Source organism: Modicisalibacter sp. MOD 31.J, assembly GCF_020147985.1.
Classification (GTDB): domain Bacteria; phylum Pseudomonadota; class Gammaproteobacteria; order Pseudomonadales; family Halomonadaceae; genus Modicisalibacter; species Modicisalibacter coralii.
This window is the reverse complement of sequence record NZ_JAGXFF010000006.1, coordinates 406,811-432,142: the sequence shown is the minus strand read 5'-3', so window position 1 is coordinate 432,142 and position 25,332 is coordinate 406,811. Positions and strand designations below refer to the sequence as shown.

The following is a 25,332-nucleotide window of genomic DNA, read 5'->3' as shown; positions in this document are numbered from 1 at the left end:
GTGCAACGAAGCTGAATCGTGTCACCTTGTTCATGTCGCCATGCTGAAACGATCCACTCGATTTGGCAAGCGGCTCGGCCTACGACCTTAGCAGGGGGCGAGGGTCGCGCGTCTCTCGTAGAATGTTCCCCGACAACCCCGGGAGGTGCACGACCTCCCCAACGACGGAGCCGAACGCAGACCATGGCCATGACTCTCGCCGAAATCGCCCGCCTCGCCGGCGTCTCGCGCACCACCGCGAGCTACGTGATCAACGGCAAGGCCGAGGAGCGGCGCATCAGCCGCGAGACGGTCGAGCGGGTGATGGATATCGTCGACCGCCACCAGTATCGGGTCGACGCCCAGGCCGCCGCGCTGCGCCGCGGCCAGAGTCGTACCCTGGGGCTGATCATCCCCGACCTGGAAAACGCCAGCTACGCACGGCTGGCCAAGTGTCTCGAGCGCGGCGCCCGCGAGCAGGGCTTCCAGTTGCTGATCGCCGGCTCCGACGACGAGCCCGGCACCGAGCGCGAACTGGCCCGGGCCCTGCGCGCCCAGCGCTGCCAGGCGCTGATCGTCGCCACCAGCCTCGCCGCCGACGATCCCTTCTACGTCGAAATGATGGCCGGCGGGCTGCCGATCATCGCGGTGGACCGAGCCCTCGACCCGTCGCGCTTCGTGTGCATCCTCAGCAACAACGTCGCCGCCGCCGAGGCCCTGACCGGCTCGGTGATCGACGATTCGATCCGCCGCATCGCCTGGTTCGATGCGGTGGGCGAGCTGTCGATGACCCAGGAACGCCGCCGCGGTTTCCAGCGCGCCCTGGCCGGCCACGACAGTGAACCGTGGGTGTACACCGCCGCACGCTACGACCGGGTCGACGGCGCGGCCCTGATGCGCCGGCTGCTCGACGAGCGCGGTCGCCCGGACGCCCTGGTGACCGCGTCCTACACGCTGCTCGACGGCGCCCTCGACGTGCTGCTCGATCGCGGCGGCCTGCCGGAAGACCTGCGCCTGGCGACCTTCGGCGACGCCCGATTGCTCGATTTCCTGCCGCAACCGGTCAACGCCCTGCCCCAGGACCATGCGCGCATCGCCGAGCTCACCCTGGCCCGGGCCCTGGCGGCGGCACGCGGCGACTACCAACCCGGGGTCGACATGGTCGAGCGCTCGCTGCACGACCGCCGGGCCAGGAAGGCGACTCACCCGACGGTTTCGTGACCGGCGACATTGACCCCGCCACGCGTCGGTGACCACGCTTGCTTCAGGTGTTCCGACCCGCGAAGGAGCCAGCCATGAACGACCTGCCACTGCGGGACCGCCGCGATGCCGGCGAACGTCTCGCCAAGCGGCTACGGGGCAGCGTCGACGCCTCGGCCCTGGTACTCGGCCTGCCGCGCGGCGGCGTGCCGGTCGCCGCCGAGATCGCCCGAGCCCTGGGCGCCGAGCTCGACGTGATGGTGGTGCGCAAGCTGGGCGTGCCGGGCCACGAGGAGTTCGCCATGGGCGCCATCGCCAGCGGCGGCGTGCAGGTCCTCGACGAGCCGTTGATCCACCGGCTGGGACTCGACGATCGGGCCCTGCACACGGTCGTCGCCCGCGAGCAACGCGAACTCGAGCGACGCGAGCGCGTGTTTCGCGGCGAGCGGCCCTATCCCTCGCTGGCCGGCCGGCAGGTGATCCTGGTCGACGACGGCATCGCCACCGGGGCGACCATGCGCGCGGCGATTCGCGCCGTACGTCGGCTGGGCGCCGAGCACTGCATCCTGGCGGTGCCGGTGGCCGCGCCCGACAGCCTCGAGGCGTTGCGTCCCGAGGTCGATCGCGTCGAATGCCTGGCCGCGCCGGCGGACTTCAGTGCGGTGGGTCAGTGGTACCGGCACTTCGATCAGACCGGCGACGACGAGGTGCGCGCCTGCCTGCGCGAGCAGGGGGAGTCTCAGCCGCCGCAGGCGTGAACGGCCCGACGATGGCCAGGCGCCAGGCGGGACGCTAAGCTGGACGCTTTCGGCCACGACCCGCCGCGGCCTTTCTCGTGCCCGGCCCGGCTCGCGCAGGGACGCATGCCCTTGGATTCCACGACAGATTCATTGCCGGCCGTACTGGCCGGCCCGTTGTTACGCCGCACCGAGCCCGGCGGCGTGACGCTCTGGCTGGTCGCCAGCCGGGCTCTCGACCTCACGTTGACGCTGTATCCCGGCGACGCCCCCGCCGAGTGCCACACACTCGACGCGGCCGCCTGTCGGCGCCTGCGCCTGGGCACCCGGGCCTGGGTCCATTTGATTCACGTCGTGCCGGACACGCCCCTGCCCTGCGACGAGCGCATCGGCTACGACCTGCACATCGTCGACGCCGACGGCAACCGCCGGGGTATCGCCGACTGGGCGCCGCACCTGCTCTACCCCGGGCAGACCCACCCCGACTTCGTGATCCGTGGGCGTATCGACGCGCTGCTGCACGGCTCCTGCCGGCGTCCCCACCACCCCGCCGGCGATGGCATGGCGCGTGCCGACCGCTGGTTCACCGAGCATCGGGACGAACCGCACGAACGCCCGGCCCTGCTGATGCTCACCGGCGACCAGATCTACGCCGACGACGTCGCCGGGCCCATGCTGGTCGCCATTCACGCCCTGATCCGACGCCTGGGCCTCTACGGCGAAACCCTCGAGGGCGCGGTAGTCGGCGACAGCGACGCCCTCTTCGCGCACCCCGACACCTACTACCATCGCGAGCGCCTGCTGCCCGAGTTCGAGTCCAACGAGGCGTTGCGCGAGCGCTTCTTCGGTGGCGTCAACAAGCCCATCTTCACCACCGCCAACGCCTCCAATCACCTGATCACCTTCGCCGAAGTCCTCGCCATGTACCTGCTGGTCTGGTCGCCGGTGCCCTGGCGGCTGATCGCCCCTGAGCGGCCTCACCTCGACGCGACCGAGGCGGCGCGCTACGCCGACGAACAAGCGGTGATCGAGGCGTTCGTCGCCGACCTGCCCGCCACCGCACGACTTCTCGCGCAACTGCCGACGCTGATGATCTTCGACGATCACGACGTCACCGACGACTGGAACCTGACCGCGGCCTGGGAGGAGACCGCCTACGGCCATCCCTTCTCGCGGCGGATCATCGGCAACGCGCTGCTCGCCTACCTGCTCTGCCAGGGCTGGGGCAACGCGCCTGAGCAGTTGACCGGGCCCATGACAGCGCTCGAGGCCCTGCTCGCCAACGTCGACGACGCCGGCCTGCCGGCGGCCGAGCACGATCGCGTGGCGGGCGAGTTGCTGCGTTTCGAGGGCTGGGGCTACACGCTGGCGAGCTCGCCCAGGCTGGTGGTGCTGGACACCCGCACGCGACGCTGGCGCAGCGAACGTGCCCGTCACCGCCCATCGGGACTGATGGACTGGGAAGCGCTCAGCGAATTCCAGCAGGAGCTGCTCGACGAAGCCTCGGTGATCGTGGTCTCGGCGGCGCCGATCTTCGGCGTCAAGCTGATCGAGGGCATCCAGCGCGTCTTCACCTGGTTCGGCAAGCCGCTGCTGGTCGACGCGGAGAACTGGATGGCGCATCGCGGGGCGGCGAGCGTGATGCTCAACATCTTTCGCCACCGCCGGACGCCGGGCAACTACGTGATCCTCTCCGGCGACGTGCACTACTCCTTCGTCTACGAGGTGCGCCTGCGCCAGCGCGAGCATGGCCCGCACATCTGGCAGGTCACCAGCAGCGGGCTGAAGAACACCTTTCCCGACACCCTGCTCGACTGGTTCGATCGCCTCAACCGCTGGCTGTACGCCCCCTGGTCGCCGCTCAACCTCTTCACCAAGCGTCGCCGGATGCACGTCCGCCCGCTGGTCCCGGATCGCGCCAAGGCCGGCGAGCGGTTGTGGAACGCCTCGGGTATCGGCTACGTACGCCTCGACGACCGCGGGCGCCCCCGCGACGTGGTGCAACTGGGCAGCGACGGCCGCGACACCGGGTTTCGCTGAATTCCGCGGCGCTCAGCGCCGGGCACCGGCAGGGCAGCTCCGCCGCAGGGTCCCGAGCGTCTCGTCGAGGGTGCGTCGCAGGGTGTCGATGCGCTGGCGACGCGCCGCCTCGCCCAGTTGGGCCACCTGCCTTTCCAGCGCGCCGGCGAGTGCCGCCACACGCCGCAACCCCAGCCCCGACGATTCCCCCTTGAGCAGATGCGCCTGGCGGCGCAGGGCGTCATCGTCGCCGGCCATCAGGGCCGCATCCAGGCGTGCCAGGCGTTCGGGCACCTGGGCGCGAAACAGCTGGACCAACTCCTCCAGCCCCTCGCGACCCAGCGAGCGCTCGAACTCGGCGAGCAGATGACGATCGACCAGCACGTCTTTCGCCGACTCGGCGCCCGCCGACTCGGTGGGCGCCGAGGCGGCGTCGCCGAGATAGCGACGCAACAGACGCTCGAGCTGGTCGGGAAGGATCGGCTTGGTCAGGTAACCGTCCATGCCCGCCGCCAGGGCCCGCGACTTCTCGCCCTCCAGCGCGCCGGCGGTCATGGCGACGATGGGTACCTGACCCGCTGCCCCCGCGAGCTGCCGGATGCGCCGGGTGGCGGCGATACCGTCCATGCCGGGCATCTGCATGTCCATGAAGATCAGGTCGTAGCCGCCCCGGGCGGCCATCTCGACCGCGCTCCGGCCATCCTCGGCCACCTCGGCCTCGAGACCGAAGCGCTCGAGCATGGCGACCGCTACCTGGCGGTTGACGGGATTGTCCTCGGCGACCAGCAGGCGCCCCGCCAGCCCCGCCTCGTGGCGTTCGGGAAACAGCGCGGGCGCGGGCGCCGACACCGCCGAGGCGCCGGCGGCTTCGAGCGGTAGTTCGAACCAGAAGCGACTGCCCTGGTGCTCGCGACTCTCGAAGCCGATGTCGCCGCCCATCGCCGTGACCAGCCGCTTGCAGATCGCCAGTCCCAGGCCCGAACCGCCGTAGCGGCGCGCCGTCGAGGCGTCCCCCTGACGGAACGGTTCGAACAGCGCATCGCGACGCTCGGCGGGAATGCCGCAACCGGTGTCGCTGACCTCAAAACGCACCCGGCCCTCCCCGCAAGCCCCGACGCTGAGCCTCACCTCGCCGACGGCCGTGAACTTCAGCGCATTGGAGAGCAGGTTGAGCAGGATCTGGCGCAGCCGCCCGGCATCGCCGCTGAGACACGGGGGCAGCGCGGGATCGATGTCGCGTTCGAGGCGGACCGGCGAGTCCTCCAGGCGCGGCGTGAAGAGCTGTATCACGCTGTCGATGCAGCGGGTCAGATCGAAGGCCTCGACCTCCAGCTCGAGTCGGCCGGCCTCGATCTTGGAGAAGTCGAGGATGTCGTTGATCAGACTGAGCAGGATCTCGGCGCTTTCGTGAATGGTGCGCGCGTAGTGCCGCGAGCGCGGATCGCGCTGACGATCCAGCAGCAATGCACTCATGCCGATCACCCCGTTGAGGGGAGTCCGGATCTCGTGGCTGACGATCGCCAGGAAGTCCGACTTGGCGCGGCTCGCCGACTCGGCACGCCGCGCGGTGACCTCGAGTTCTCGACTGAGCGTTTCCAGGGTACGTCGCGAGGCGTCGTTGTCGCGCGCCTCCTGGAACAGGAAGCGCACCACCACCAGCGTCGCCAGGCTCATCAGCACGATCAGCGCCAGCAACAGCGTGTAGAGCTTGAACATCGTCTCGCGGGCAGTGGTCTTGGTCTGGGCGAAGTGCTCGTTGATCGCCATCACCAGGCGCTGGGTGTCCCCGCCGAGCGCATGAAAGCGTTCCTGCAGCCGATCGATGACGGCCGGCGTCAGGGTCTCCAGGGAGCGGATGTCGTCGTCGAGCCGCGCGACCCGGTCGAGAATCGGCGCGATCAGCCCGTCGACCGTGGGTATCGCGTGAATCAGGTCGCCGATCTGTCCATCCCGCAGCAACTGGGTACGACTGTAGAGCAGGTCGAAGCTCAGGCGCAGCTCGTCGAGATCCTCGGTCGAGCCCGGTCGGCTGCGCAGCAGTTGGCTTCTGAGTTCCACGGTCTCGCGGTCGAGCTTGTAGGCAACCCAGCCGGCGTCGCTGCCGATCATCGGCACCAGGCTGCCCTGGCGCCAGAAGATCAGGCTGACCACGCCGAGCGCGGTGACGAAGCAGAACACCGCGGCGACCGCACCCAGTTTGAGTCGCAGGGGATATTGCACGCTAATCTCCCGATGTCAGGCCCGCGGGCCTACTCCACCTCGATGCTGACGACCTGCCAGACGCTGCGAAAGCGGATCTTCTCGGTCTGCAGTTCGGGCTTGGCGTCGAACGGATAGAGCACGAAGAGCGGCCCGAAACTGCGCACCGACATCGGCTTGCCGTCGCGCTCCAGGGCCAGCAGCACGTCGTAGTCGTAGAAGTCGCAGGCCGGCAGTTCGGAGACGTAATCGTTGAGCGCCTTGACGCGCAGCACCTCGCCCTTGGCGCCCACCCGATCCAGCAGGTCACGGCCCAGCGGGCCGGCAAAGTGCGAGACGCCGTCGGTCCAGGGCGTGTGAGTCGCGACCGTGTGCCGCCCCAGGTCGTTCAGCATCGCCGCATCGAAGCGAGCCTCGTCGCCGACATTGGTCCGGGTGATGTTGCCCGAGACGGTCAGGATCACCCGACCCGTGGGCTTCGGCAGTGGCGTCGCCGACCAGGCCGGCGCCCCCATCCCCATGAGCAACAGCAGTGCCAACAGCAAGCGCGGGAAATGGCGCATGGCGAGCCTCGTTATGCAGTCTTGTGGAGCCCGGCTCCATCGGTCGGGCCGTCTCGGCCTGGCCGCCGGTCCGCTATGACACCGCGTGTCTCGCGGCTGCCAGGCAGCGCCTAAATGGAGGTCGCGCGGGTCTCCAGCACCTCGACCGGCGCCCCGACGATCAGTTCCCCCGTGTTGAGCGCGATCAGATTCTGGCCGAAAAGGATCTTGCCGTCGGCCCCGCGCCGATAGCCGGCCAGGGTGCGCAACGGTTCGCCCCGGGCCTGGAAGGTCCCGGTCGTCGGGTCGACGGTGATCATCTTGCAGCGCGCGCAGGGCGTATCGACGCGAAACTCGACCTCGCCGATGCGAATCCGCGCCCAGGCATCCTCGGCGTGGGCGGCGGTTCCCGCCACCACCAGGTTGGGTCGGAACTGGATCATCCGCTGCGGCGCGTCCATCCGCGCGTTGAGTGCCTCCAGCGAGGCCTGCGAGATCAGCATCAGCGGATAGCCGTCGGCGAAACTCACCCGCCGCTGCAGCGACTCGCGATAGCGCGGCGACGTCGCTCCCAGCCACAACAGCCTGACCGGCTCGCCGAGGATCTCGCTGAACCAGGCATCGAGTGCCGTCTCGGTCGTCACGGCGACGAACGTATCGCCCCATACCGCGGTGGTGAACGACTCCCGGGCGAAGCGGGTCTCGCGGGCTTCGATCGCCCCGGCCTCGGGGTGATGGAGGTCCAGCCCGCCATCGACCGGCTCGACAATGACACGCTGCAACGCCGGATGGGTACGCGCGGTGACGAAGCGTCCGTCCGGCCGGGCCAGCATGTAGCGGCGGTCACCATCGAGCCCCTCCTCGCTCACCAGGGCTCGCGTCAACGACCGGGCAGCGGTGGATTTCACGGGATAACGGTATATCTCGGAAAGACGCGCTAGCGTCTGGGTATCGCTCATGAGCGTTCCTGGTAAAAAAGCATGGGGCAGCGTCGCTGCCCCATCATAGCGTCTGGCGACGCGTTGTCATCTCGATCCGCCGATCACGGCACACCCGCCGGCCCGTTCAGCGCACGACCATCACCGAGATGCCGGCGTGATGCACCACATGCTCGGCATTGGGGCCGATCAGCAGATCGGCCAGCTTGCGCCTGTTGTGGGACGCCATGACGATCAGATCGGCACCGATCGAGCGGGCGCTTTCGACGATTCCCTCGTAGGGCGAGCCCTCGGCGACGATGCACTGCGTGGAGACGTCGTCGGGCACGTGCTCGGCGACGAAGCGATGCTGCGCCTCGGAGAGCGCCCGACGGGCCTTATCGCTGAAGTCTTTCGGGAAGAAACTGCCCACCAGCGGCATGTGGTAGTCCGGCAGCACGGTGACCACGTGCAGGCTGGCCCCGAAGGTCCGGCACAGGGCGAGCGCCGTGGGCAACGCCCGCTCCCAGGAGGCCGGTTCGTTCATGTCGACGGGCAAGACGATCTTCTGGTACATGCGATCCTCCTAGACGGCCGGTGCCGGCGTGGACGAGCCCCGCCGACGACGCTGCTGCAACAGCACCACCAGGACGAATACCGCCAGCCCCGGAATCCACATCCACTCCTTGGCCCAACGCTCGACCGGCGCCTTGACCGAGACGATCTGCTGGTCGAACTCGAAACCCAGTTCCTCCGCCTGGCTGCCGAAGGTGGTCATGTCGACCAGCGTCTTGCCGTCCTCCTGCATCAGTTGCAGGCCCAGGTTATCCATGCGCTCGGTGCCGGTGGCGCCCTCCGGCGCGGGGATCAGCACGAAGAAGCTGGTCGGGTTGCCGTAGGCATCCACGCCGTCGACCTGGACACGCAGGTTGTCGCCCTTGTCCAGATTGCCGAGCGCCCGCTCGAACTGCGCCGGCGGCACGTCGCGATACGGGTCGTGGATCATGTCCATCCAGAACCCGGGGCGGAACAGCGTGAAGGCCACCAGCAGCAGCAGCACGCTCTCGTACCAGCGACTCTTGACCAGCATGAAGCCCTGGGTCGCCGCGGCGAAGATCAGCATCGCCAGCGTGGCGACGACGAAGATCAGCAGCCCGTGCCAGAGGTCGACGTCGATCAGCAGCAGGTCGGTGTTGAAGATGAACAGAAACGGCAAGGCCGCGGTGCGCAGGCTGTAGTAGAACGCCTGAAAGCCGGTGCGGATCGGGTCGCCCCCCGAGACCGCCGCCGCGGCGAACGAGGCCAGCCCCACCGGCGGCGTGACGTCGGCCATGATGCCGAAGTAGAACACGAACAGGTGCACGGCGATCAGCGGCACCAGCAGGCCGTTCTGCTGCCCCAGCGAGACGATCACCGGCGCCAGCAGCGCCGAGACCACGATGTAGTTGGCGGTGGTCGGCAGCCCCATGCCCAGGATCAGGCTGAGCAGCGCGGTGAGCAGCAGCATCAGCATCAGATTGCCCATCGACAGCGTCTCGACCAGATCGGCGAGCACCAGGCCGACGCCGGTCTGCGCCACCGCCCCGACGATGATCCCCGCCGTCGCCGTGGCGATGCCGATGCCGATCATGTTGCGCGCACCGTCGACCAGGCCGCTCCACAGGTCGACGAAGCCGGCACGGATGTCGCTGGCCATGTCGCTGTGACCCCGGAAGATCGCCATGATCGGCCGCTGGGTGACGATGATGAAGATCATGAACACCGTGGCCCAGAAGGCCGAAAGGCCCGGCGAGAGGCGTTCGACCATCAGACACCACACCAGCACGATCACCGGCAGGATGTAGTGCAGGCCGACCATCACCGTGGGGCGGGTCCGGGGCAGCCTGACCACTTCCTCGTTGGGATCGTCCTCCTCGAGCTCGGGATAGTTCGAGCCGACCTTGAGCAGCCCCACGTAGACCAACGCCAGGACGACGGAAACCACCCAGGGCGTGGCCTCGCCGAGCACCGGCTTGAGCCAGCCCAGCCCGTAATAGACGACGAACGACAGCGCCATCAGCGCCAGCAGGCCGGTCAGGAAACCGATCACCTTGTTGAGCAGCGGCTTGACCGGATTGCTGCTCTCGAGCCCCTTCATGCCCGCCTTCATGGCTTCGAGGTGAACGATGTAGACCAGGGCGATGTAAGAAATCAACGCCGGGAGAAAGGCGTGCTTGATCACCTCGACGTAGGAAATGCCCACGTATTCGACCATCAGGAAGGCCGCGGCGCCCATCACCGGCGGCATGATCTGGCCGTTGACCGACGAGGCCACCTCGACCGCCCCGGCCTTCTCGGCGGAGAATCCCACCCGTTTCATCATCGGGATGGTGAAGGTGCCGGTGGTCACCACGTTGGCGATCGACGAGCCGGAGATCAGCCCGGTCATGCCCGAGGCGACCACCGCCGCCTTGGCCGGACCGCCCTTGTAGTGGCCGAGCAGCGAGAAGGCCACCTTGATGAAGTAGTTGCCGGCACCGGCCTTGTCGAGCAGCGCGCCGAACAGCACGAACAGGAACACGAAGCTGGTCGACACGCCCAGCGCGATGCCGAACACCCCCTGGGTGGTCAGCCACTGGTGGTTGGCCAGCCCCTCGAAGCTCACCCCGCGGTGCGCCAGCATGCCCGGCATGTAGGGGCCGGCCAGCGAGTAGACGAGGAACACGATGGCCACGATCATCAGCGGCGGGCCCAGCGCGCGGCGGGTCGCCTCGAGCAGCAGCAACACGCCCACCACGGCGACCACCACGTCCTGGGTGATGGGGTTGCCGGGACGCTGGGCGAGCTGATCGTAGAACAGGTAGAGATAGGCGGCGGCCCCAGCCGCCAGTATCGCCATGATCCAGTCGCTCACCGGAACCCGATCGCGCGGCGAACGCTTGAGCGCCGGATAGGCGAGATAGGCCAGGAACATGGCGAAGGCCAGGTGAATGGAGCGCGCCTCGGTGGCACTGAAGACCCCGAAGCGCAGAATGAAGGGAAGCGGCGAGGCAATCCACAACTGGAACAGCGACCAGGCGGCCGCGCCACCCAGGAGAATCTTCTGTGGCGCACCGCCCAGCTTGCGCGATCCGGTATCGCTGGAAGCGACCAGATCCTCCAGATCCTGGGAGCTGGCGGATGCCGACGTGTTGTTTTCAGCCATGACAATGCCCTGTGAGACCGACACCCCGCCGCTGATCACCGCCGTGGGGAAGGGTGTCGACTACGTCTAAGTGTAGGCGTCGCGGCGACGCCCGATAACCAAAGATGCGCGACTGCCCCAGGGCAGCCGCGCATCATGAGCAAGGCGGGATGCTTCCCGGGCTCAGTCGATCCAGCCACGCTCCTTGTAGTAGCGGGCCGCGCCTTCGTGCAGCGGTGCGGTCAGGCCGTCGCTGATCATCTGTTCGGGCTCGAGGTTGGCGAATGCCGGATGCAGCTTCTTGAAGCGGTCGAAGTTCTCGAACACCGCCTTGACGGTCTGGTAGACCGTATCGGCATCGGTGTCGGCATCGGTGACCACGGTCGCCTTCACGCCGAAGGTCTCGACGTCGTCCGGATTACCCTTGTACAGGCCGCCGGGGATGGTGACCTTGGAGTAGTAGGGATACTTCTCGACCAGCGAATCGACGGCGTCGCCGGTCAGCGGGATCAGCTTGGCATCGACCGTGGTGGTCGCTTCCTGGATCGAGCCGTTGGGATGGCCGACCACATAGACCATGGCGTCGATGTTGTTGTCCGCCAGCGCGGAGGCCTGCTCGGCGGCGGTCAGCTCGGAGGCCAGCGAGTAGACGCCGGTATCCCAGCCCTTGGCGTCCATCAGCACTTCCATGGTGGCGCGCTGGCCGGAGCCCGGGTTGCCGATGTTGACACGCTTGCCCTTGAGATCATCGAGTGTCTCGATGCCCGAGTCGGCGCGGGCCAGCAGGGTCAGCGGCTCGCCATGCATCGAGAACACCGAACGCAGTTCCTTGAACGGCTCCTCGAAGGTGCCCTCGCCGTTGTAGGCACGGTAGGCGACGTCGGACTGGGCGACGCCCATGTCCAGTTCGCCGGACATGATGCCGTTGATGTTGGCCACCGAACCGCCGGTGGACGGCGCGTTACACTTGATGTTGGCGTCGTCGACCCGGTTGACCATGCGGCAGATCGACTGACCGACCACATAGTAGACGCCGGTCTGGCCGCCGGTACCGATGGTGATGAAGTTCTGCTGTGCCTGGGCGGCGGGTGCGGCGCCCAGGGTCGCGGCTCCCAGCAGGGCGCCGGAGAACAGTGCGGATAGCAAGTGGCGTTTCATGCAAGACACCTCTTCTTGAGTTTGTTGTCACGGGTTCACGCCCCGAGGCGCGTGCCGGCTTTCCAGACGGGCTCGGAAAGCGCTCGGACGGTGTGCCCCCGATACGACGCCATGCTCACCGCCTGCCCGCTGCGATACGATGGCGTCGCCTTCCGTCAAGCGTAGTTCAGCCCAGCGTTTACAGGGCGTTTGCCTCAACCGATCCGATTTTTCGGGAAGGGTCGGTTAAGCGATTGTGATCATACAATATTTTTTCCCGCCTTGAAGCCACCTGACAGAACTTCCCGCTACCTGATTGCCAGGTTCGTCGGCGATCGGCCCGGCGAGTGATCGGCGCCCCGAGACGCACGCCAGAGACGGCCCCGCCGCTCACTCCCCTGCCCCGGCCGTGCACGATGATGTCCCGGGGCGAACGCACCCGCCGCCGGGCCGACTCAGAGAACGCGCGTCGCCGTCTCGAAATCCAGGCGCGGCCCGCGCGGGTAGAGCTTGTCGGCGTCGCCGTAACCCAGGTTGACCAGGAAGTTGCTGCGCCAGCGACCCTCCGGGAAGAACTCGGCATCCACGCCGGCGCGATCGAAACCGCTCATCGGTCCGCAATCCAGTCCCAGCAGCCGCGCCGCCAGAATCAGGTAACCGCCCTGCAACGAACCGTTGCGAAAGGCGTTCTCCTCGGCGCTCGCCGGGGAATCGGCGAACATCTCGCGAGCATCGGCCTTGACCGGAAACTGTTCGGGCAGGTGCTCGTAGAACTGTGTGTCGTAGGCGACGATCACGGTGACCGGCGCCTGCTCGGTCTGTGCCCGATTGCCCTCGGCAACCAGCGGCAGCAAGCGTGCCTTGGCCGCGGGGCTGGTGACGAACACGAAGCGCCCGGGCTGCGAGTTCATCGAGGTCGGCGCCCACTTGAGCAACTCGTAGAGCTGCCTCAGGGTCGCTTCGTCCACCGGGCGCTGCGGCTGAAAGGCGTGATGGGTCCGTGCCGAGAGAAAGGCCTGCTCCAGCGCCTGCTGATCGACGGTCGATGACATGCCGACGGCTCCTTTGCGAAGTGAGAATCAACGACTATAAGGAAGGCATTGGCGAAATCCTAGCTGGCTAAGGACATCCCCATGCACCGACAGACAATCCGCGCGGCCGTGGCCGGTCGCTCAGGCGCGCGCTGGCGGTTGGAAACGCTCGAACTCGACGCGCCCCGCGACGATGAAATCCTCGTCAGGATTCACGCCTGCGGGATCTGCCATACCGACCTCGACATGGCCGCGAGCTGCCCGACGCCCAGCGTGCTGGGGCACGAGGGCGCGGGTATCGTCGAGATGACGGGGCGCGATGTCGACGATCTCGCCCCCGGCGACGCCGTGGTGCTGAGCTTCGCCGCCTGCGGGGCGTGCGCGGCCTGCCGCGCCGGGCACCCCGCCGACTGCGCCCATTTCATGACCCTCAATTTCGCCGGCACCCGGCTGGATGGCAGCAACGCCCTGAGCGACGGCGTGCGAGGGCACTTCTTCGGCCAGTCGGCGTTCGCCACCCATGCGCTGGCCGCGCGACGCAATGCCGTGCGCGTCGATCGCGAACTCGACCTGGCGCTGGTCGCCCCGCTGGGCTGCGGGCTGCAGACCGGCGCCGGCACGGTGGTCAACTCCCTGGCGCTGGCCGCCGGCGAGGGGTTGGCAATCGTCGGCGCCGGCGCGGTGGGGCTGGGGGCACTACTGGCGGCGAACATCGTCGGCGCCGAGCCGCGCGTGGTGATCGAGCCGCTCGCCGAGCGCCGCGAGCTGGCCGCCTCACTGGGCGCGACCCGCACCCTGGCGCCCGAGGCGGCACTGGCGGGCGGGATGCGTGACGCCTTTCCCGCCGGCGCGCCGGCGCTGATCGACACGGCCGGGGATGCCGCCATCTTCGCCGCCATCCCCGGCTGGCTGGCCGCCGATGGCCGCGTGGCCTGGCTCACCGGTGCCGCGGGCGGCGGCCTGGAGCCGGGTCAGCAGGGCCACTCGGTGATCCAGGGCGACGCCGACCCGCAGCGCTTCATCCCCTGGCTGCTCGATGCCCATCGCCGTGGCGACTTTCCCCTCGAGCGTCTGATCACGCGCTACCCCTTCGAGGCCATCGAGACGGCGGCCAAGGACGCCGAGGCCGGCCGGGTGATCAAGCCGGTATTGGTCATGGATACCTAGCGGGTTTATCCACCTAGAGGCTCTCAGAGGGTGTTTACAAAATGCCTGCGCTCGACAATACGGCGTTAAAATCGGCCTCAAAATGCTCATTTACTCTGTGTAAACTCCGCTTTTTCGGCCGATTTTGCCTTGTCTTGCCTTCGCTCGCCTAATTTGTAAACACCCTCTCAGACGTTGTAGCCCAGCACGCCCGGCAACCACAGGGCGATCGGCGGAAACAGCGCCACCAGCAGCAGCGCCACCGCCATGGCGGCGACGAACACCAGCGCCCAGCCCAGGGTCTGCTCGAGGCGGATGCCCGCCACCTCGGTGGTGACCATCAGGTTGACCGCCACCGGCGGCGTGTACTGACCGATGGCGATGTTCATCGCCAGCAGGATGCCGAACCACACCGGATTCCAGCCGAAATGCTGCATCACCGGGATCAGGATCGGCATCAGGATCAGATAGATCGAGATGGCATCCAGCAGCATCCCGGCGAGCAGCACCGCGATCATGATCAGGGCGAGCAGCACCGCGCCGTTGTCGGACAGGGTGATCAGCCATTCGGCGAGATGACGGAACGTCCCCAGCATGGTGCCTGCCCAGGCGAAGATCCCCGCCAGGGCGATGATCAGCATCACCACCCCGGAGATCGTCGCCGCCTCGCCGATCAGCCGCCAGAGTTCGCGCCAGTCGAGCTCACGGGTGAGGAACACCCCCACCACAACGCCGTAGGCCACCGCCGCGACGGCGGCCTCGGTGGGTGTGAACAGACCGCTACGCAACCCGCCGAGGATCAATACCGGGGCGAACAGCGCGGGAATCGCCTGGCGGAAGCTCGCCCCCAGCGCCGGTCGCTCGACGGCGTCGGGGGCTTCCCAGCCGTAGCGCCGTGACAGCCAGAACGCCGGCAGCAGCAGCGCCACACCGGCCAGAATGCCGGGAAACAGCCCCGCGGCGAACAGCGCGCGCAGGTCGACGCCCGGCACCACGATCGAATAGAGGATCAGCGCCACCGACGGCGGAATCAGGATCGCCGTGGAGGCCGAGGCGGCGATCAGTGTCGCCGAGAACGGCTTGGGGTAGCCGGCGCGGGTCATGCTGGGCAGCATCACCATCGCCACCGCCGCGGCATCCGCCGGGCCCGAGCCGCTCATGCCGCCCATGATCAGACAGACCAGTACCGCGACCAGCGCCAGCCCGCCGTGACGGGGGCCGATCAACGCCTGGGCGAAGCGCACCAGCCGCGCGGCGACACCGGCGCGTTCGAAGATCAAGCCGGTGAGGATGAACAGCGGAATGGCGATCAGCGGGTACTTGGCGATGCTGTTGTAGGTGTTGGTGCCCAGCGTCGCCAGCATCTCCGGCGAGAGTCCGGTGACGATCCCCACCGCCCCGGCCAGGCCCAGCGAGAAGGCCACCGGTACGCCGGCCAGTAACAGCAGCCCGAAGCTGGCGATCATCAGCAGATCAGGACTCATCGGCGAGCCCTCCGCGCAAGCGATCGAGGGTCTGCTGAACCAGCCGCACGAGCATCAACAGCGACAGCACCGGCAGCCACACCAGGTACCACCATTGCGGCACGCCGAGCCCCGGCGACAGCGATTGCCAGTGATACTCCTGCCAGGCCATCTGCGCGCCGTAACCGGTGATCAGCCCCAGCACCACCAGGCCGGCGAGTCCCTGCAGCGCGATCAGCGCCCGCCGCGGGCCGGGCGGCAGGGCCCGCTCGACCAGACCGATACGGATGTGACCGTTGCGGCGCAGCGCCACCGCCGCGCCGGCGAAGGTCACGACCACCAGCAGGAAGACCGAGATCTCCTCGGTGAAGGCGAAGGAGGCATCGGTGACATAACGCACCACCACGTTGGCGAAGCTGATCAGGGCGATCACCACCAGGGCGAGCGTGGCCAGAACGCGCTCGAGTCGCGCATCCGGTTGCGGTTTCATGTGGACCTCGTCATGCATCGGTCGGCACACCGGCCGACCAACGGGCTTACGGATTTGAGAACCTGGAGGCTCAGCGGTTCTCGACGGCCTGGCGGGCGGTCTCGACCAGGTCTTCGCCGATCTGCGGCGCCCACTCGTCGTAGACGCTCTGGGTCGCGTCGGCGAAGGCCTGACGCTGGGCGTCGTCGAGCTCGATGACCTCGACCCCGCGCTCCTTGATCGCCGCCAGGCGCTCGTCACGCTCGCCACGCGACTTCTCGATCTCCCAGGCGCCGGCGTCCACGGCGGCCTGACGCAGCAGTTCGCGATCGGCTTCGGGGAACTGCTGCCAGACGTTGCGGTTGACGGCGAAGATCAGCGGATCGTTCATGTAGTGCCACCGCGTCAGATACTTCTGCCCAACCTGGTCGATGCGCGCCACGTCGAACACCGACAGCGGGTTCTCCTGACCGTCCACCGCGCCGGTGGTCAGCGCCGGCTTGGCGTCGGCCCAGCTCATCTGGGTGGGATTGGCGCCCAGTGCGGTGAAGGTGTCGTGGAACAGCGGTGAACCGACCACGCGGATCTTCAGGCCCTCGAGGTCCTCGGGGGAATCGATCGGCAACTTGGAGTTGGACAACTCGCGGAAGCCGTTCTCGCCCCAGGCCAGCGGGATCACGCCGCGCGACTCGATGGCCGCGAAGACCTGCTCGCCGGCCTCGCCGCCGGTGACCGCATCGACGGCGTCGTAGTCGGGCATCAGGAACGGCAGCGAGAAGAGATTGAGCTGGGGCACCTGCGGCGACCAGTTGATGGTCGAGCCCACCGCCATGTCGATCAGCCCCTGGCGCATCGCCGAGAACTCGCGGGTCTGGTCGCCGTTGACCAGTTGTGAATTGGGATAGACGCGCAGCGTGATGCGCCCGTCGGAGCGCTCCTTGACCAGCTCGGCCCACTTGTCGGCGGCCTGGCCCCAGGGGAAGGCGTTCGAGAGCACGGTGGAGACGGAGTATTCGCGGGCCTGCGCGGTGAGCGCGGTGCACAGCAGGGCGGCCCCCGCGAGGGCGGCGGCGAGTCCGTTGAAGCGGCGTGTCGACATGTCGTGAGTCCTTGCATGCGCCAGCCGGCGGGCCGGGGCTGGCTACGTTATGGTTGTGCGAAGTCCGGTGGCTTCGTCGCGCATGCAGGTCCGGGGGTGAGGACCCGCGGCGTCCGGCTCGTGGCCGGTCGCCGAGGCGCCCCGGGGCGGGATAGGGGCGCCGGGGTTCGATCCGGTGTCCATTGTAAAGCGCCGGCGAATGAATGAAAGCCTCGCCTTTCGGCGTGCCGCCTGTCATCGAATCGTCACGGAACCGCGCCGCACGCTTGTTACACTGTGTCACCCGCAAGACAACTCCAGCAAACGCCGAAACAGCCCGGGAGGCGCTCATGCAGATGCTGGCGCTCTACAGCATCAAGGGCGGCGTGGGCAAGACCGCCTCCGCCGTCAATCTCGCCGCCGAGGCGTGTCGCGATGGCCACCGGGTGCTACTCTGGGACCTCGACCCCCAGGCGGCGACCACCTTCTACCTGCGTGCCAAACCCAAGGTCCGAGGCGGCGTCGACAAGCTGGTCAAGGGCAAGGCGGCTCTCGACAAGGTGATCCGCGACACCGGCGTCGAGGGCCTCGATCTGCTGCCGGCGGCGATCGGCTCGCGCGACATGGAACAGCTCCTCGAGGGCCGCAAGCTCAGCCGCCTGCGCAAGCTCCTCAGGCCGGTCGTCGACGACTATGACCTGGTACTGCTCGACTGCCCGCCGAGTCTGTCGACGCTTGCCGAGCAGGTCTTCTCCAGCGTCGATGCCCTGCTCGTGCCGATCGTGCCCACCACCCTGTCGCTGCGCACCCTGGAGCAGTTGCGCGGCCACCTCGACGAGACGAATCACGCCTGCCCGGTGTGGCCCTTCTTCACCCTCGCCGATCGGCGCAAGACCCTGCACCGCCAGGTCATGGACACGCTCGGCGAGCGCTGGCCGACCCGTCTGTCCACGGTGATCCCCAACGCCAGCGCCGTGGAGCGCATGGGTCTGGAGCGCGCCCCGGTGTCACACTTCGCCCGCGCCAGCGCCGGCGGGCGGGCCTATGCCGGCCTGTGGCGCGAGATTCGCCAGCGCCTGCAGTGACAGCGCCGATCACTCACCACGGCGGCGAGACGATTCGATCACCGACATCGATGCCGTGGTCGGCGAAGAAACCGGCGTTGACCTCCAGCGCGGCGCGGAAGGCGACCCCGGCCGCATAGGAGGGGCAGTCGGCGGACCGCTCGCTGGGGCAGGGAACCATGTGGCGAATGGCACGGATCACGCCACTCGCGTCGAGAAAGGCGATGTCCAGCGGGATCCGCGTGCGATACATCCAGAAGGCGCCCTGCGGCGACTGGCTGCGCGGGTAGACGAACAGCATGCCGGCATCCGCCGCCAGGTGGTCGCGCGCCATCAGGCCGCGATTGCGCTCGGCGGGGTCGTCGGCGATCTCCACGCTCAGCTCGGTGCGCTGCGCGTCACCCTCGAGGGTCAGCGGCAGCGACTCGGCCCGGACGTCGCCCCCCGCCAGCGAGGCGCTCAGCCCGAGACCGGACGCCCAGAGCCACCGCGCCAATCGATTTGCCTGGGCGTTGCGCCGCATGTTCGCCTCCGCTGATCGTCGTCTGTCGACTCGGCCACGCCTCGCGGCCCCGTGCCGCCTTCTTTATACTGGCTCATCGCCCTCTCGTCAGGTTCTTCGCCCGCTCATCGAGGATGCTTCGTGCCGCTTCGCGACCTTCTGCTCGGCTTGACCGTGATCGCCATCTGGGCGCTCAACATCATCGTCATCAAGGTCGGCGTGGCCGACATGCCGCCGCTGCTGCTGATGACCCTGCGCTTCATGCTGGTCGCCGTGCTGGTGGTGCCCTTCACACGGATCACCCGCCGCCAGCTGCCCTGGCTGCTGATCCTCTCGGTGACCTTCGGCGGCCTGCATTTCCCGCTGCTGTTCCTGGGACTGGGCCAGGCGGAAGCCGGCACCGGCGCGCTGCTGGTGCAGATGGGCACGCCCTTCGCCACCCTGCTCGCGGCGGTCTTTCTCAAGGAACGGCTCGACCTGCGTCGCTGGCTGGGCCTGGCGATGTCCTTCGCCGGCGTGGTGGTGCTCGCCGGCGGGCCGTCGTTGCCCGCCCCGCTGCCCACCGCGCTGCTGCTGGCCAGCGCCTTCTTCTGGGCGGTCTCCAACCTGATCATCAAGGCCTCGCCGGGCATCCCGCCGCTGACGCTGGCGGGCTGGATCGCCCTGCTCGCGATCCCCCAGGTCGCCCTCGGCAGCTGGCTGTTCGAGGGCGACCAATGGGCGGCGCTGGGGCGCGCCGGCTGGACGGGCTGGGGTGCGGTCTTCTATACGGCGGTGATGTCGTCGATCGTTGCCTACAGCGTGTGGTATCGGTTGCTGCAGAAACATCCGGTCAGCCGGGTGGTGCCGCTCTCGCTGCTGATGCCGGTCTTCGCCGTGCTGCTGGGAATGTGGCTGCTCGATGACCCGCTGGGCATCAACAAGCTCGTCGGCGGCCTGCTGGTGGTCGCCGGCCTGGCGGTGATCAACGTGCGCCTGCCGGCGCGTCGTCCCCGGGGCTCGCCCGCCCCCGCGCCCCGCGACGAGGGCGCCTGACCCGTCTCCCGGCGCCATGCCGGGGGACGAACGAAAACAGCCGACGGCGCTTGCCGTCGGCTGTCGGGAGACTGCAGGAACCGTCAGGCTTACTTGGCCTGGCTGGTTGCCTTGCTGGCAGTCTTGACGTTGTCTTCGACCAGTTTCTGGCTCTGCTTGGCGAAGTCCTGATTCAGGGAGACGACCTTCTCGGCGTCGTCCTTGAAGCGCTCGCTCAGGTCCTTGACGACCTTCTGCTGGCCTTCGACGTAAGTGCGCATGCCTTCCGCGTCACGCACGTCGAGCAGGGCACGCGCCTGGCTCAGGGCAGCGTCGCTGTAGGTCTTGGCGAAGTCGAACTGGGTGCTCAGCAGCTTTTCGGTGTAGTCGATGCTCATTGCCGCATAGGCGCGAGCCGGACCGAAGAACAGCGATTCGAACTGCTTGGTGGCCTGATCGAAGCCGGTATTGGTGTTGGTAGCCATGGTTGCACCTCCGTAATGGTTGCTGACCCGAAGGATGTCGGCCTTCGTTGCACTGCAACATAGCAAAGCCATTGCTGCGTCGCAACATGAGATTCACGTTTTTTCCTCTTCCCTCTTCCCTCTTCCCTCTTCCCTGGGCATATCCCCGATCGACGGCCCCGCCTACCGTGTTACCCGCGGCGAACACGGTGCGGGCCGGGCCGCGGCACATGCCCCGAGCGATGAATCGAGCACCGCCGCGAGCCGAGCGGACGAACGTTTAAATCTCATCGTCGGTGGCGCTTGTCGCGCCACGCCACGCCCCTGTATGGTCATTCAACGGTAGCTTCCCGGCCGGTCGTGGCCATTGGCGCCACGGGCATCGCGAACCTGCCTTCAAACGACAATCTGACTCAGGCCGTGGCTGTCGCGGCGGATGCCCCTGCGTCCTGACGCGCCCAGCCCGCCAACAACAAGACGCTTGCGAGGAGCTCCTCCTTGATTCGAATCGACAACGTCTCCAAGACGTTCGGCGGCCTCCAGGCAGTACGAGGCGTCTCCTTCGACGTCGCGCAGGGCAGCATCACCGGGCTGATCGGCCCCAACGGGGCCGGCAAGAGCACACTGTTCAACATGGTCGCCGGACTCTTCCCGCCCTCCAGCGGCCGCGTACTGCTCGACGACGAGGACATCACCGGCCTGCCGCCGCACAAACTCTTCCATCGCGGCCTGGTGCGCACCTTCCAGATCCCCCACGAATTCTCGCGCATGACCGTGCGCGAGAACCTGATGGTCGTGCCCCCGTCGCAGAGCGGCGAGAACCTGTTCAAGGCCTGGCTGCGCTGGGGACGGGTCAAGGACGAGGACAGCGAGGTGCTGGCCAGGGTCGACGAAGTGCTCGACTTCCTGGAGATCACCCACGTCGCCGACGAACTGGCCGGCAACCTTTCCGGTGGCCAGAAGAAGCTGCTCGATCTGGGGCGCACCATGATGACCGACGCCAAGATGGTGCTGCTCGACGAACCCGGCGCCGGCGTCAACCGCACCCTGCTGGGCAAGATCCGCGAGGCGATCCTGCGCCTGAACCGCGAGCGCGGCTACACCTTCTGCGTGATCGAGCACGACATGGACCTGATCTCGGCGCTCTGCGACCCGGTCCACGTGATGGCCAACGGCGAGTTGATCGCCTCCGGCGCCATGGAGGACCTGCGCCGCAACGAGCAGGTCCGTGAGGCCTACCTCGGCGGTGGCGCGAGCGGCCGGATGGGCGAGAACGTCACGCCCGGGGGCGCTTCGACCAACCAGGGGGACGCCTCATGACCAGCCTGCTCGATGCCCGTGATATCTACGGTGGCTACGGCGGCGTGGATATCCTCCAGGGCACCAATCTGCGCGTCGACCCCGACGAGATCGTGGTGATCGTCGGCCCCAACGGCGCCGGCAAGTCCACGGCGATGAAGGCGGTGTTCGGCCTGCTGCGCATCCGCGCCGGCGAAGTGCGCTACAAGGGCGAGGCGATCACCAACGCCAAGCCGGAACAGATGGTCCGGCGCGGCATCGCCTACGTGCCCCAGGAGAAGAACGTCTTCCCCTCACTGACCGTGCGCGAGAACCTCGAGATGGGCGCCTACCTGATGAAGGGCGATCTCTCGGAGCGCCTCGACAAGGTCTACACGCTGTTCCCCAAGCTCGCCGAGCGGCGCCGCCAACAGGCCGGGCTGATGTCCGGCGGCGAGCGGCAGATGGTCGCCATGGGCCGCGCGCTGATGATCGACCCCGAACTGCTGATGCTCGACGAACCCACCGCCGGGCTCTCGCCGCTGCTGATCGACGAGACCTTCGAGCGGATCAAGGAGATCAACGCCCAGGGCATCGGCGTGCTGATGGTCGAGCAGAACGCCAAGCAGGCACTGGCGATCGCCGATCGCGGCTACGTGCTGGCCACCGGCCGCAACCGTCACGAAGACACCGGTCCCAACCTCCTGGCCGATCCGGAAGTCGCCGAAATGTTCCTGGGGGGTTGAGATGACCGATATCCTGCAACTGCTCGTCTACGGCCTGGTGCTGGGCAGCGTGCTGACCATGGGCGCGATCGGCGTGTCGATGATCTTCGGCATCCTGCGTTTCGCCCACTTCGCCCACGGCGATTTCATGACGCTCGGCGCCTACCTCGGCCTGGCCTTCATCTCCGCCTTCCATCTCAGCGCCTGGTGGGCACTGCCAGCGGCGATGGTCGGCATGGCGGTGATCGCGGTATTCATCGACCAGGTGCTCTACCGCCGGTTGCGGCGCACCCAGCCGGTGATCCTGCTGATCGCCTCGTTCGGCATGGCGCTGATCCTGCGCAGCCTGGTGCAGCTGATCTGGGGCTCCGACAACCAGACCTACGCCACCGGTATCCAGTTTCCCTGGCGGCTCGACTGGCTGGGCGGCATTCGTCTCAAGCCCGACCACCTGTGGATCATGCTGATCTCGCTGGGCCTGGTGATCGCGGTGCACCTGTTCCTGACCCGCTCGCGGCTGGGCAAGGCGATGCGCGCGATGTCCGACAACATGGATCTGGCGCTGGTCTCGGGGATCCCCGCCGAGCGGGTGATCATGGTCACCTGGGTGATCGGCGGCGCGCTGGCCGCCGCGGCCGGCGTCTTCCTGGGCATCGACACCCGCCTGCACCCGGTGATGGGCTGGACCGCCCTGCTGCCGGTGTTCGCCGCCACCATCCTCGGCGGCATCGGCCGGCCCTACGGGGCGATCGCCGGCGGCATGATCATCGGCGTGTCGATGGAGATGTCGACGCTGCTGATCCCCGCCGCCTACAAGCCCGCCGTGGCCTTCGCGATCATGGTCGGCATGCTCATCCTGCGCCCGCAGGGCATCTTCAAGGGGACACTGTGATGGAACTCAGCGGCATCGCGTCCTATCTCGTCTCGTTTCTGACCTTCGCCGGCGTCTATGCCGTGCTCGCCCTGGGCCTCAACATGCAGTGGGGCTTCACGGGCCAGTTCAACATCGGTATCGCCGGGTTCTTCGCGGTGGGCGCCTACACCAGCGCCATCCTCACCACGCCCTCGAGCCCCGCCTACCTGGGTGGCTTCGGCATGCCCTTCCTGGTGGGGCTGGCCGGTGCCGTGATCGCCGCGACGATCATCGGGGTGATCATCGGCCTGATCACCGCCCGGCTGCGTACCGACTATCTGGCGATCGCCTCGATCGGCATCGCCGAGATGATCCGGCTGTTCATCAAGAACGAGGACTGGCTGTCCAACGGCGTGCGCGGCATCGCCGGCATCCCGCGGCCCCTGGAAGGGACCCCGCTGGACACGCCGCTGGGCTATCTGCTGGTGGTGGCGGTCTTCGTGGTCGCCGTGTACTTCCTGGTCGAGCGCGCCTACGCCTCGCCCTGGGGGCGCGTGCTGCGCGCGATCCGCGAGAACGAGCCAGCCACCGCGGCGGCCGGCAAGGACATCGCCAACTTCCGCCTGCAGGCCTTCGTGCTTGGCTCGGCGATCATGGGCCTGGGCGGCGGACTCTATGCGCACTTCTTCGGCTTTCTCAGCCCCGAGGCGTTCATGCCGCTCTACGGCACCTTCATCGTCTGGGTGATGCTGATCGCCGGTGGCAGCGGCAACAATCGCGGCGCGATCCTCGGCGCCGTGGTGGTGTGGGGCGTGTGGTCGGTGACCGAGCTGCTCACCGACCTGCTGCCCGCCGAGCACGCCACCCAGGGCGCGGCGCTGCGCGTGCTGCTGATCGGCGTGCTGCTGCAGGTCATCCTGGTGACCCGGCCGGAGGGCATCCTCCCCGAGAAGCCGCCGCGGCTGATCGCCGACCGCCGGCGCAAGCGCTGAGATCCCTGCCCGCAACGACGAACGCCCCGGCCATATGGCCGGGGCGTTTGCGTTGCAAGCGGTGGGATTGCCGCGGGCCTTCGGCCCGCGGCGCTGCTCACTTCTCGTCCATCTTGGGCTCGAAGATCCGCTTGGTGACGATCTTGCCGTCCTCGAAGGTCCACTCGCCGAAGGTGCCGGGAACGTCGCCGTTGTCGTCGAAGTTCACCGAACCGGAGGCGCCCTCGTAGTCGATGTCCTTGCCAGCCTCGAGGAGCTTGACCGCCTTGTCGAACTCGCCCGGCCCGACCTTCTCGCCCGGCGGGTTGGCGACGTCGCGCAGGTGGTCGCGAATCGCCACGCTGTCGGTGGAGTCGGCGGCCTCGGCGGCCAGCGCGATCAGGTAGAAGGCATCGTAGGCGGTGTCCAGATAGGGCTTGGGCGGTACCGCGCCGTAGGTCTTTTCGTAGGCGCTACTGAAGTGCTTGGCTCCCGGCGAGTCGGCGCGGGCCTGAGGAACGGTACCCACCGAGCCGTTGAGGTATTCCGCCCCCAGGTTGGCGACCAGTTCGGGCGCCTTCATGCCGTCGGTGAAGACGAAGTTGCGGAAGTAGCCGCCTTCCAGCGCCTGACGCAGAATGGTCTGGCCGTTTTCCGGATAACCGATCAGCACCAGCGCCTCGGGGTCGCCGCTGTCGGCCTGCTGCAGCTCACCGCGATAGGCCGGCTGACCCTGCTCGTAGGCCACGGTCGCCGCCACCTTGCCGCCCTGGCCCTCGAAGGCCTTGGTGAAGGCATCGGCCAGGCCCTTGCCGTAGTCGTTGTTGATGTAGATGACGCTGACCGTCTCGTAGCCCTTGTCGGCGGTGATCTGGGACAGCGCCACGCCCTGGAAGGCGTCGGACGGCACGGTGCGGAACAGGAAGTCGTCGTCGTCGAGGGAGGTGACCACCGGCGAGGTCGAGGCACTGCTGATCTGTGGAATCTTGCCCGGCTTGGCCACGCTCTGGGCGACCGGGATGGTCACGCCGCTGGACAGCGCGCCCATGATCGCGCTGACGCCCTCGACGTTGACCAGCTTCTGCGCCGCGGCCACGCCGGGCTGGGGCGAAGTCTGGGTATCGCCGCTGGCGATCTCGACGTCCTCGCCCATCACGCCACCGGCGGCGTTGATCTCCTCGGCGGCCAGTTGCGTGGCCTTGAGCGCGGGTTCGCCATAGCTTTGCAGGTCGCCGGTGAGCGGAACCAGTACCCCGACCTTGAGCGGAGCCGCCAGGGCGGACATGCTGGTCGCCAAGGCGATGGCGGAAATGGCACCGATTAGCGGTTTCTTGACGGTCATTGCAGAGATCTCCATTGCTGACCTTGATTGTTGATCGTC

Annotated in this window: 23 protein-coding genes; 10 read left to right on the top strand and 13 right to left on the bottom strand. The window is 67.7% G+C overall.

The genetic code is table 11. From position 1 onward, the window contains the following. The first annotated feature begins 189 nt into the window (after positions 1-189). The 3 genes from cra (at position 190) to KGR00_RS21765 (ending at position 3,956) form a co-directional block, all read left to right on the top strand. Complete coding sequence (gene cra, locus KGR00_RS21775; protein WP_224419882.1) at positions 190-1,200, top strand: catabolite repressor/activator; 1,011 nt, start codon at positions 190-192, stop codon at positions 1,198-1,200. Between the two features lie 74 nt (positions 1,201-1,274). Further along, a complete protein-coding gene (locus KGR00_RS21770; RefSeq protein ID WP_224419311.1) occupies positions 1,275-1,937 on the top strand; it encodes a phosphoribosyltransferase family protein in 663 nt (220 codons plus the stop codon). 111 nt (positions 1,938-2,048) lie between these two features. Then, the gene (locus KGR00_RS21765) at positions 2,049-3,956 is read left to right on the top strand and encodes an alkaline phosphatase family protein (protein WP_224419310.1); all 1,908 of its coding nucleotides are present in this window, start codon (positions 2,049-2,051) and stop codon (positions 3,954-3,956) included. A 12-nt stretch (positions 3,957-3,968) separates the two neighbouring features. Here the strand turns inward: KGR00_RS21765 and KGR00_RS21760 are convergent, their stop codons facing one another. From KGR00_RS21760 to KGR00_RS21730, 7 genes are all read right to left on the bottom strand, one after another. Next, entirely contained in the window at positions 3,969-6,155 is a 2,187-nt protein-coding gene (locus KGR00_RS21760; protein ID WP_224419309.1) for an ATP-binding protein, read from the bottom strand. 29 nt (positions 6,156-6,184) lie between these two features. Then, positions 6,185-6,697, bottom strand: a complete 513-nt coding sequence (locus KGR00_RS21755; protein ID WP_224419308.1) for an oxidoreductase — start codon at positions 6,695-6,697, stop codon at positions 6,185-6,187. A 110-nt stretch (positions 6,698-6,807) separates the two neighbouring features. Beyond that, a complete protein-coding gene (locus KGR00_RS21750) occupies positions 6,808-7,635 on the bottom strand; it encodes an MOSC N-terminal beta barrel domain-containing protein (protein WP_224419307.1) in 828 nt (275 codons plus the stop codon). A gap of 106 nt (positions 7,636-7,741) precedes the next feature. Beyond that, the gene (locus KGR00_RS21745) at positions 7,742-8,170 is read right to left on the bottom strand and encodes a universal stress protein (protein WP_224419306.1); all 429 of its coding nucleotides are present in this window, start codon (positions 8,168-8,170) and stop codon (positions 7,742-7,744) included. A gap of 9 nt (positions 8,171-8,179) precedes the next feature. Then, positions 8,180-10,777 (bottom strand): TRAP transporter permease, encoded by a 2,598-nt coding sequence (locus KGR00_RS21740; protein ID WP_224419305.1) that lies wholly within the window; start codon positions 10,775-10,777, stop codon positions 8,180-8,182. Positions 10,778-10,939: 162 nt separating this feature from the next. Continuing rightward, on the bottom strand, positions 10,940-11,914 hold the full coding sequence (locus KGR00_RS21735) for a TAXI family TRAP transporter solute-binding subunit (protein WP_129140764.1): 975 nt from the start codon (positions 11,912-11,914) through the stop codon (positions 10,940-10,942). 434 nt (positions 11,915-12,348) lie between these two features. Further along, positions 12,349-12,945, bottom strand: coding sequence for a malonic semialdehyde reductase (locus tag KGR00_RS21730; RefSeq protein WP_224419304.1), 597 nt, complete (start codon positions 12,943-12,945; stop codon positions 12,349-12,351). Between the two features lie 81 nt (positions 12,946-13,026). On the opposite strand from KGR00_RS21730, the gene KGR00_RS21725 reads away from it, so the two are divergent. Then, positions 13,027-14,091, top strand: coding sequence for an alcohol dehydrogenase catalytic domain-containing protein (locus tag KGR00_RS21725; protein ID WP_224419303.1), 1,065 nt, complete (start codon positions 13,027-13,029; stop codon positions 14,089-14,091). Positions 14,092-14,258: 167 nt separating this feature from the next. Here the strand turns inward: KGR00_RS21725 and KGR00_RS21720 are convergent, their stop codons facing one another. From KGR00_RS21720 to KGR00_RS21710, 3 genes are all read right to left on the bottom strand, one after another. Next, positions 14,259-15,554, bottom strand: coding sequence for a TRAP transporter large permease (locus KGR00_RS21720; RefSeq protein WP_129140761.1), 1,296 nt, complete (start codon positions 15,552-15,554; stop codon positions 14,259-14,261). Beyond that, entirely contained in the window at positions 15,544-16,023 is a 480-nt protein-coding gene (locus tag KGR00_RS21715; protein WP_129140760.1) for a TRAP transporter small permease, read from the bottom strand. The genes KGR00_RS21720 and KGR00_RS21715 overlap by 11 nt, the downstream gene beginning before the upstream one ends. Positions 16,024-16,093: 70 nt before the next feature. Next, on the bottom strand, positions 16,094-17,101 hold the full coding sequence (locus KGR00_RS21710) for a DctP family TRAP transporter solute-binding subunit (protein ID WP_224419302.1): 1,008 nt from the start codon (positions 17,099-17,101) through the stop codon (positions 16,094-16,096). A gap of 329 nt (positions 17,102-17,430) precedes the next feature. Between KGR00_RS21710 and KGR00_RS21705 the strand changes: the two genes are divergently transcribed. Next, positions 17,431-18,165 carry a ParA family protein gene (locus tag KGR00_RS21705; RefSeq protein WP_129140758.1) on the top strand — a complete coding sequence of 245 codons (735 nt, stop codon included), beginning with the start codon at positions 17,431-17,433 and terminating at the stop codon, positions 18,163-18,165. A 13-nt stretch (positions 18,166-18,178) separates the two neighbouring features. On the opposite strand, the gene KGR00_RS21700 is transcribed toward KGR00_RS21705, so the two are convergent. Further along, a complete protein-coding gene (locus tag KGR00_RS21700; RefSeq protein ID WP_224419301.1) occupies positions 18,179-18,667 on the bottom strand; it encodes a DUF192 domain-containing protein in 489 nt (162 codons plus the stop codon). A gap of 120 nt (positions 18,668-18,787) precedes the next feature. On the opposite strand from KGR00_RS21700, the gene KGR00_RS21695 reads away from it, so the two are divergent. After that, positions 18,788-19,681, top strand: a complete 894-nt coding sequence (locus tag KGR00_RS21695; RefSeq protein WP_224419300.1) for an EamA family transporter — start codon at positions 18,788-18,790, stop codon at positions 19,679-19,681. 89 nt (positions 19,682-19,770) lie between these two features. Here the strand turns inward: KGR00_RS21695 and KGR00_RS21690 are convergent, their stop codons facing one another. Then, positions 19,771-20,145, bottom strand: a complete 375-nt coding sequence (locus KGR00_RS21690) for a phasin family protein (protein ID WP_129140755.1) — start codon at positions 20,143-20,145, stop codon at positions 19,771-19,773. Positions 20,146-20,622: 477 nt separating this feature from the next. Here KGR00_RS21690 and KGR00_RS21685 point away from each other — a divergent pair, with 477 nt between their 5' ends. Genes KGR00_RS21685 through KGR00_RS21670 form a run of 4 tightly spaced genes read left to right on the top strand, consistent with a single transcriptional unit; the run spans position 20,623 to position 23,972 of the window. Beyond that, the gene (locus KGR00_RS21685) at positions 20,623-21,444 is read left to right on the top strand and encodes an ABC transporter ATP-binding protein (protein WP_224419299.1); all 822 of its coding nucleotides are present in this window, start codon (positions 20,623-20,625) and stop codon (positions 21,442-21,444) included. Further along, positions 21,441-22,148, top strand: a complete 708-nt coding sequence (locus KGR00_RS21680) for an ABC transporter ATP-binding protein (RefSeq protein ID WP_224419298.1) — start codon at positions 21,441-21,443, stop codon at positions 22,146-22,148. The genes KGR00_RS21685 and KGR00_RS21680 overlap by 4 nt, the downstream gene beginning before the upstream one ends. Before the next feature lies 1 nt (position 22,149). Continuing rightward, positions 22,150-23,019 (top strand): branched-chain amino acid ABC transporter permease, encoded by an 870-nt coding sequence (locus tag KGR00_RS21675; RefSeq protein WP_129140752.1) that lies wholly within the window; start codon positions 22,150-22,152, stop codon positions 23,017-23,019. Beyond that, positions 23,019-23,972 (top strand): branched-chain amino acid ABC transporter permease, encoded by a 954-nt coding sequence (locus KGR00_RS21670; protein WP_203234870.1) that lies wholly within the window; start codon positions 23,019-23,021, stop codon positions 23,970-23,972. The genes KGR00_RS21675 and KGR00_RS21670 overlap by 1 nt, the downstream gene beginning before the upstream one ends. A gap of 97 nt (positions 23,973-24,069) precedes the next feature. Here KGR00_RS21670 and KGR00_RS21665 read toward each other — a convergent pair whose 3' ends face one another. Then, entirely contained in the window at positions 24,070-25,293 is a 1,224-nt protein-coding gene (locus tag KGR00_RS21665; protein WP_129140751.1) for an ABC transporter substrate-binding protein, read from the bottom strand. Between the last annotated feature and the right edge of the window lie 39 nt (positions 25,294-25,332).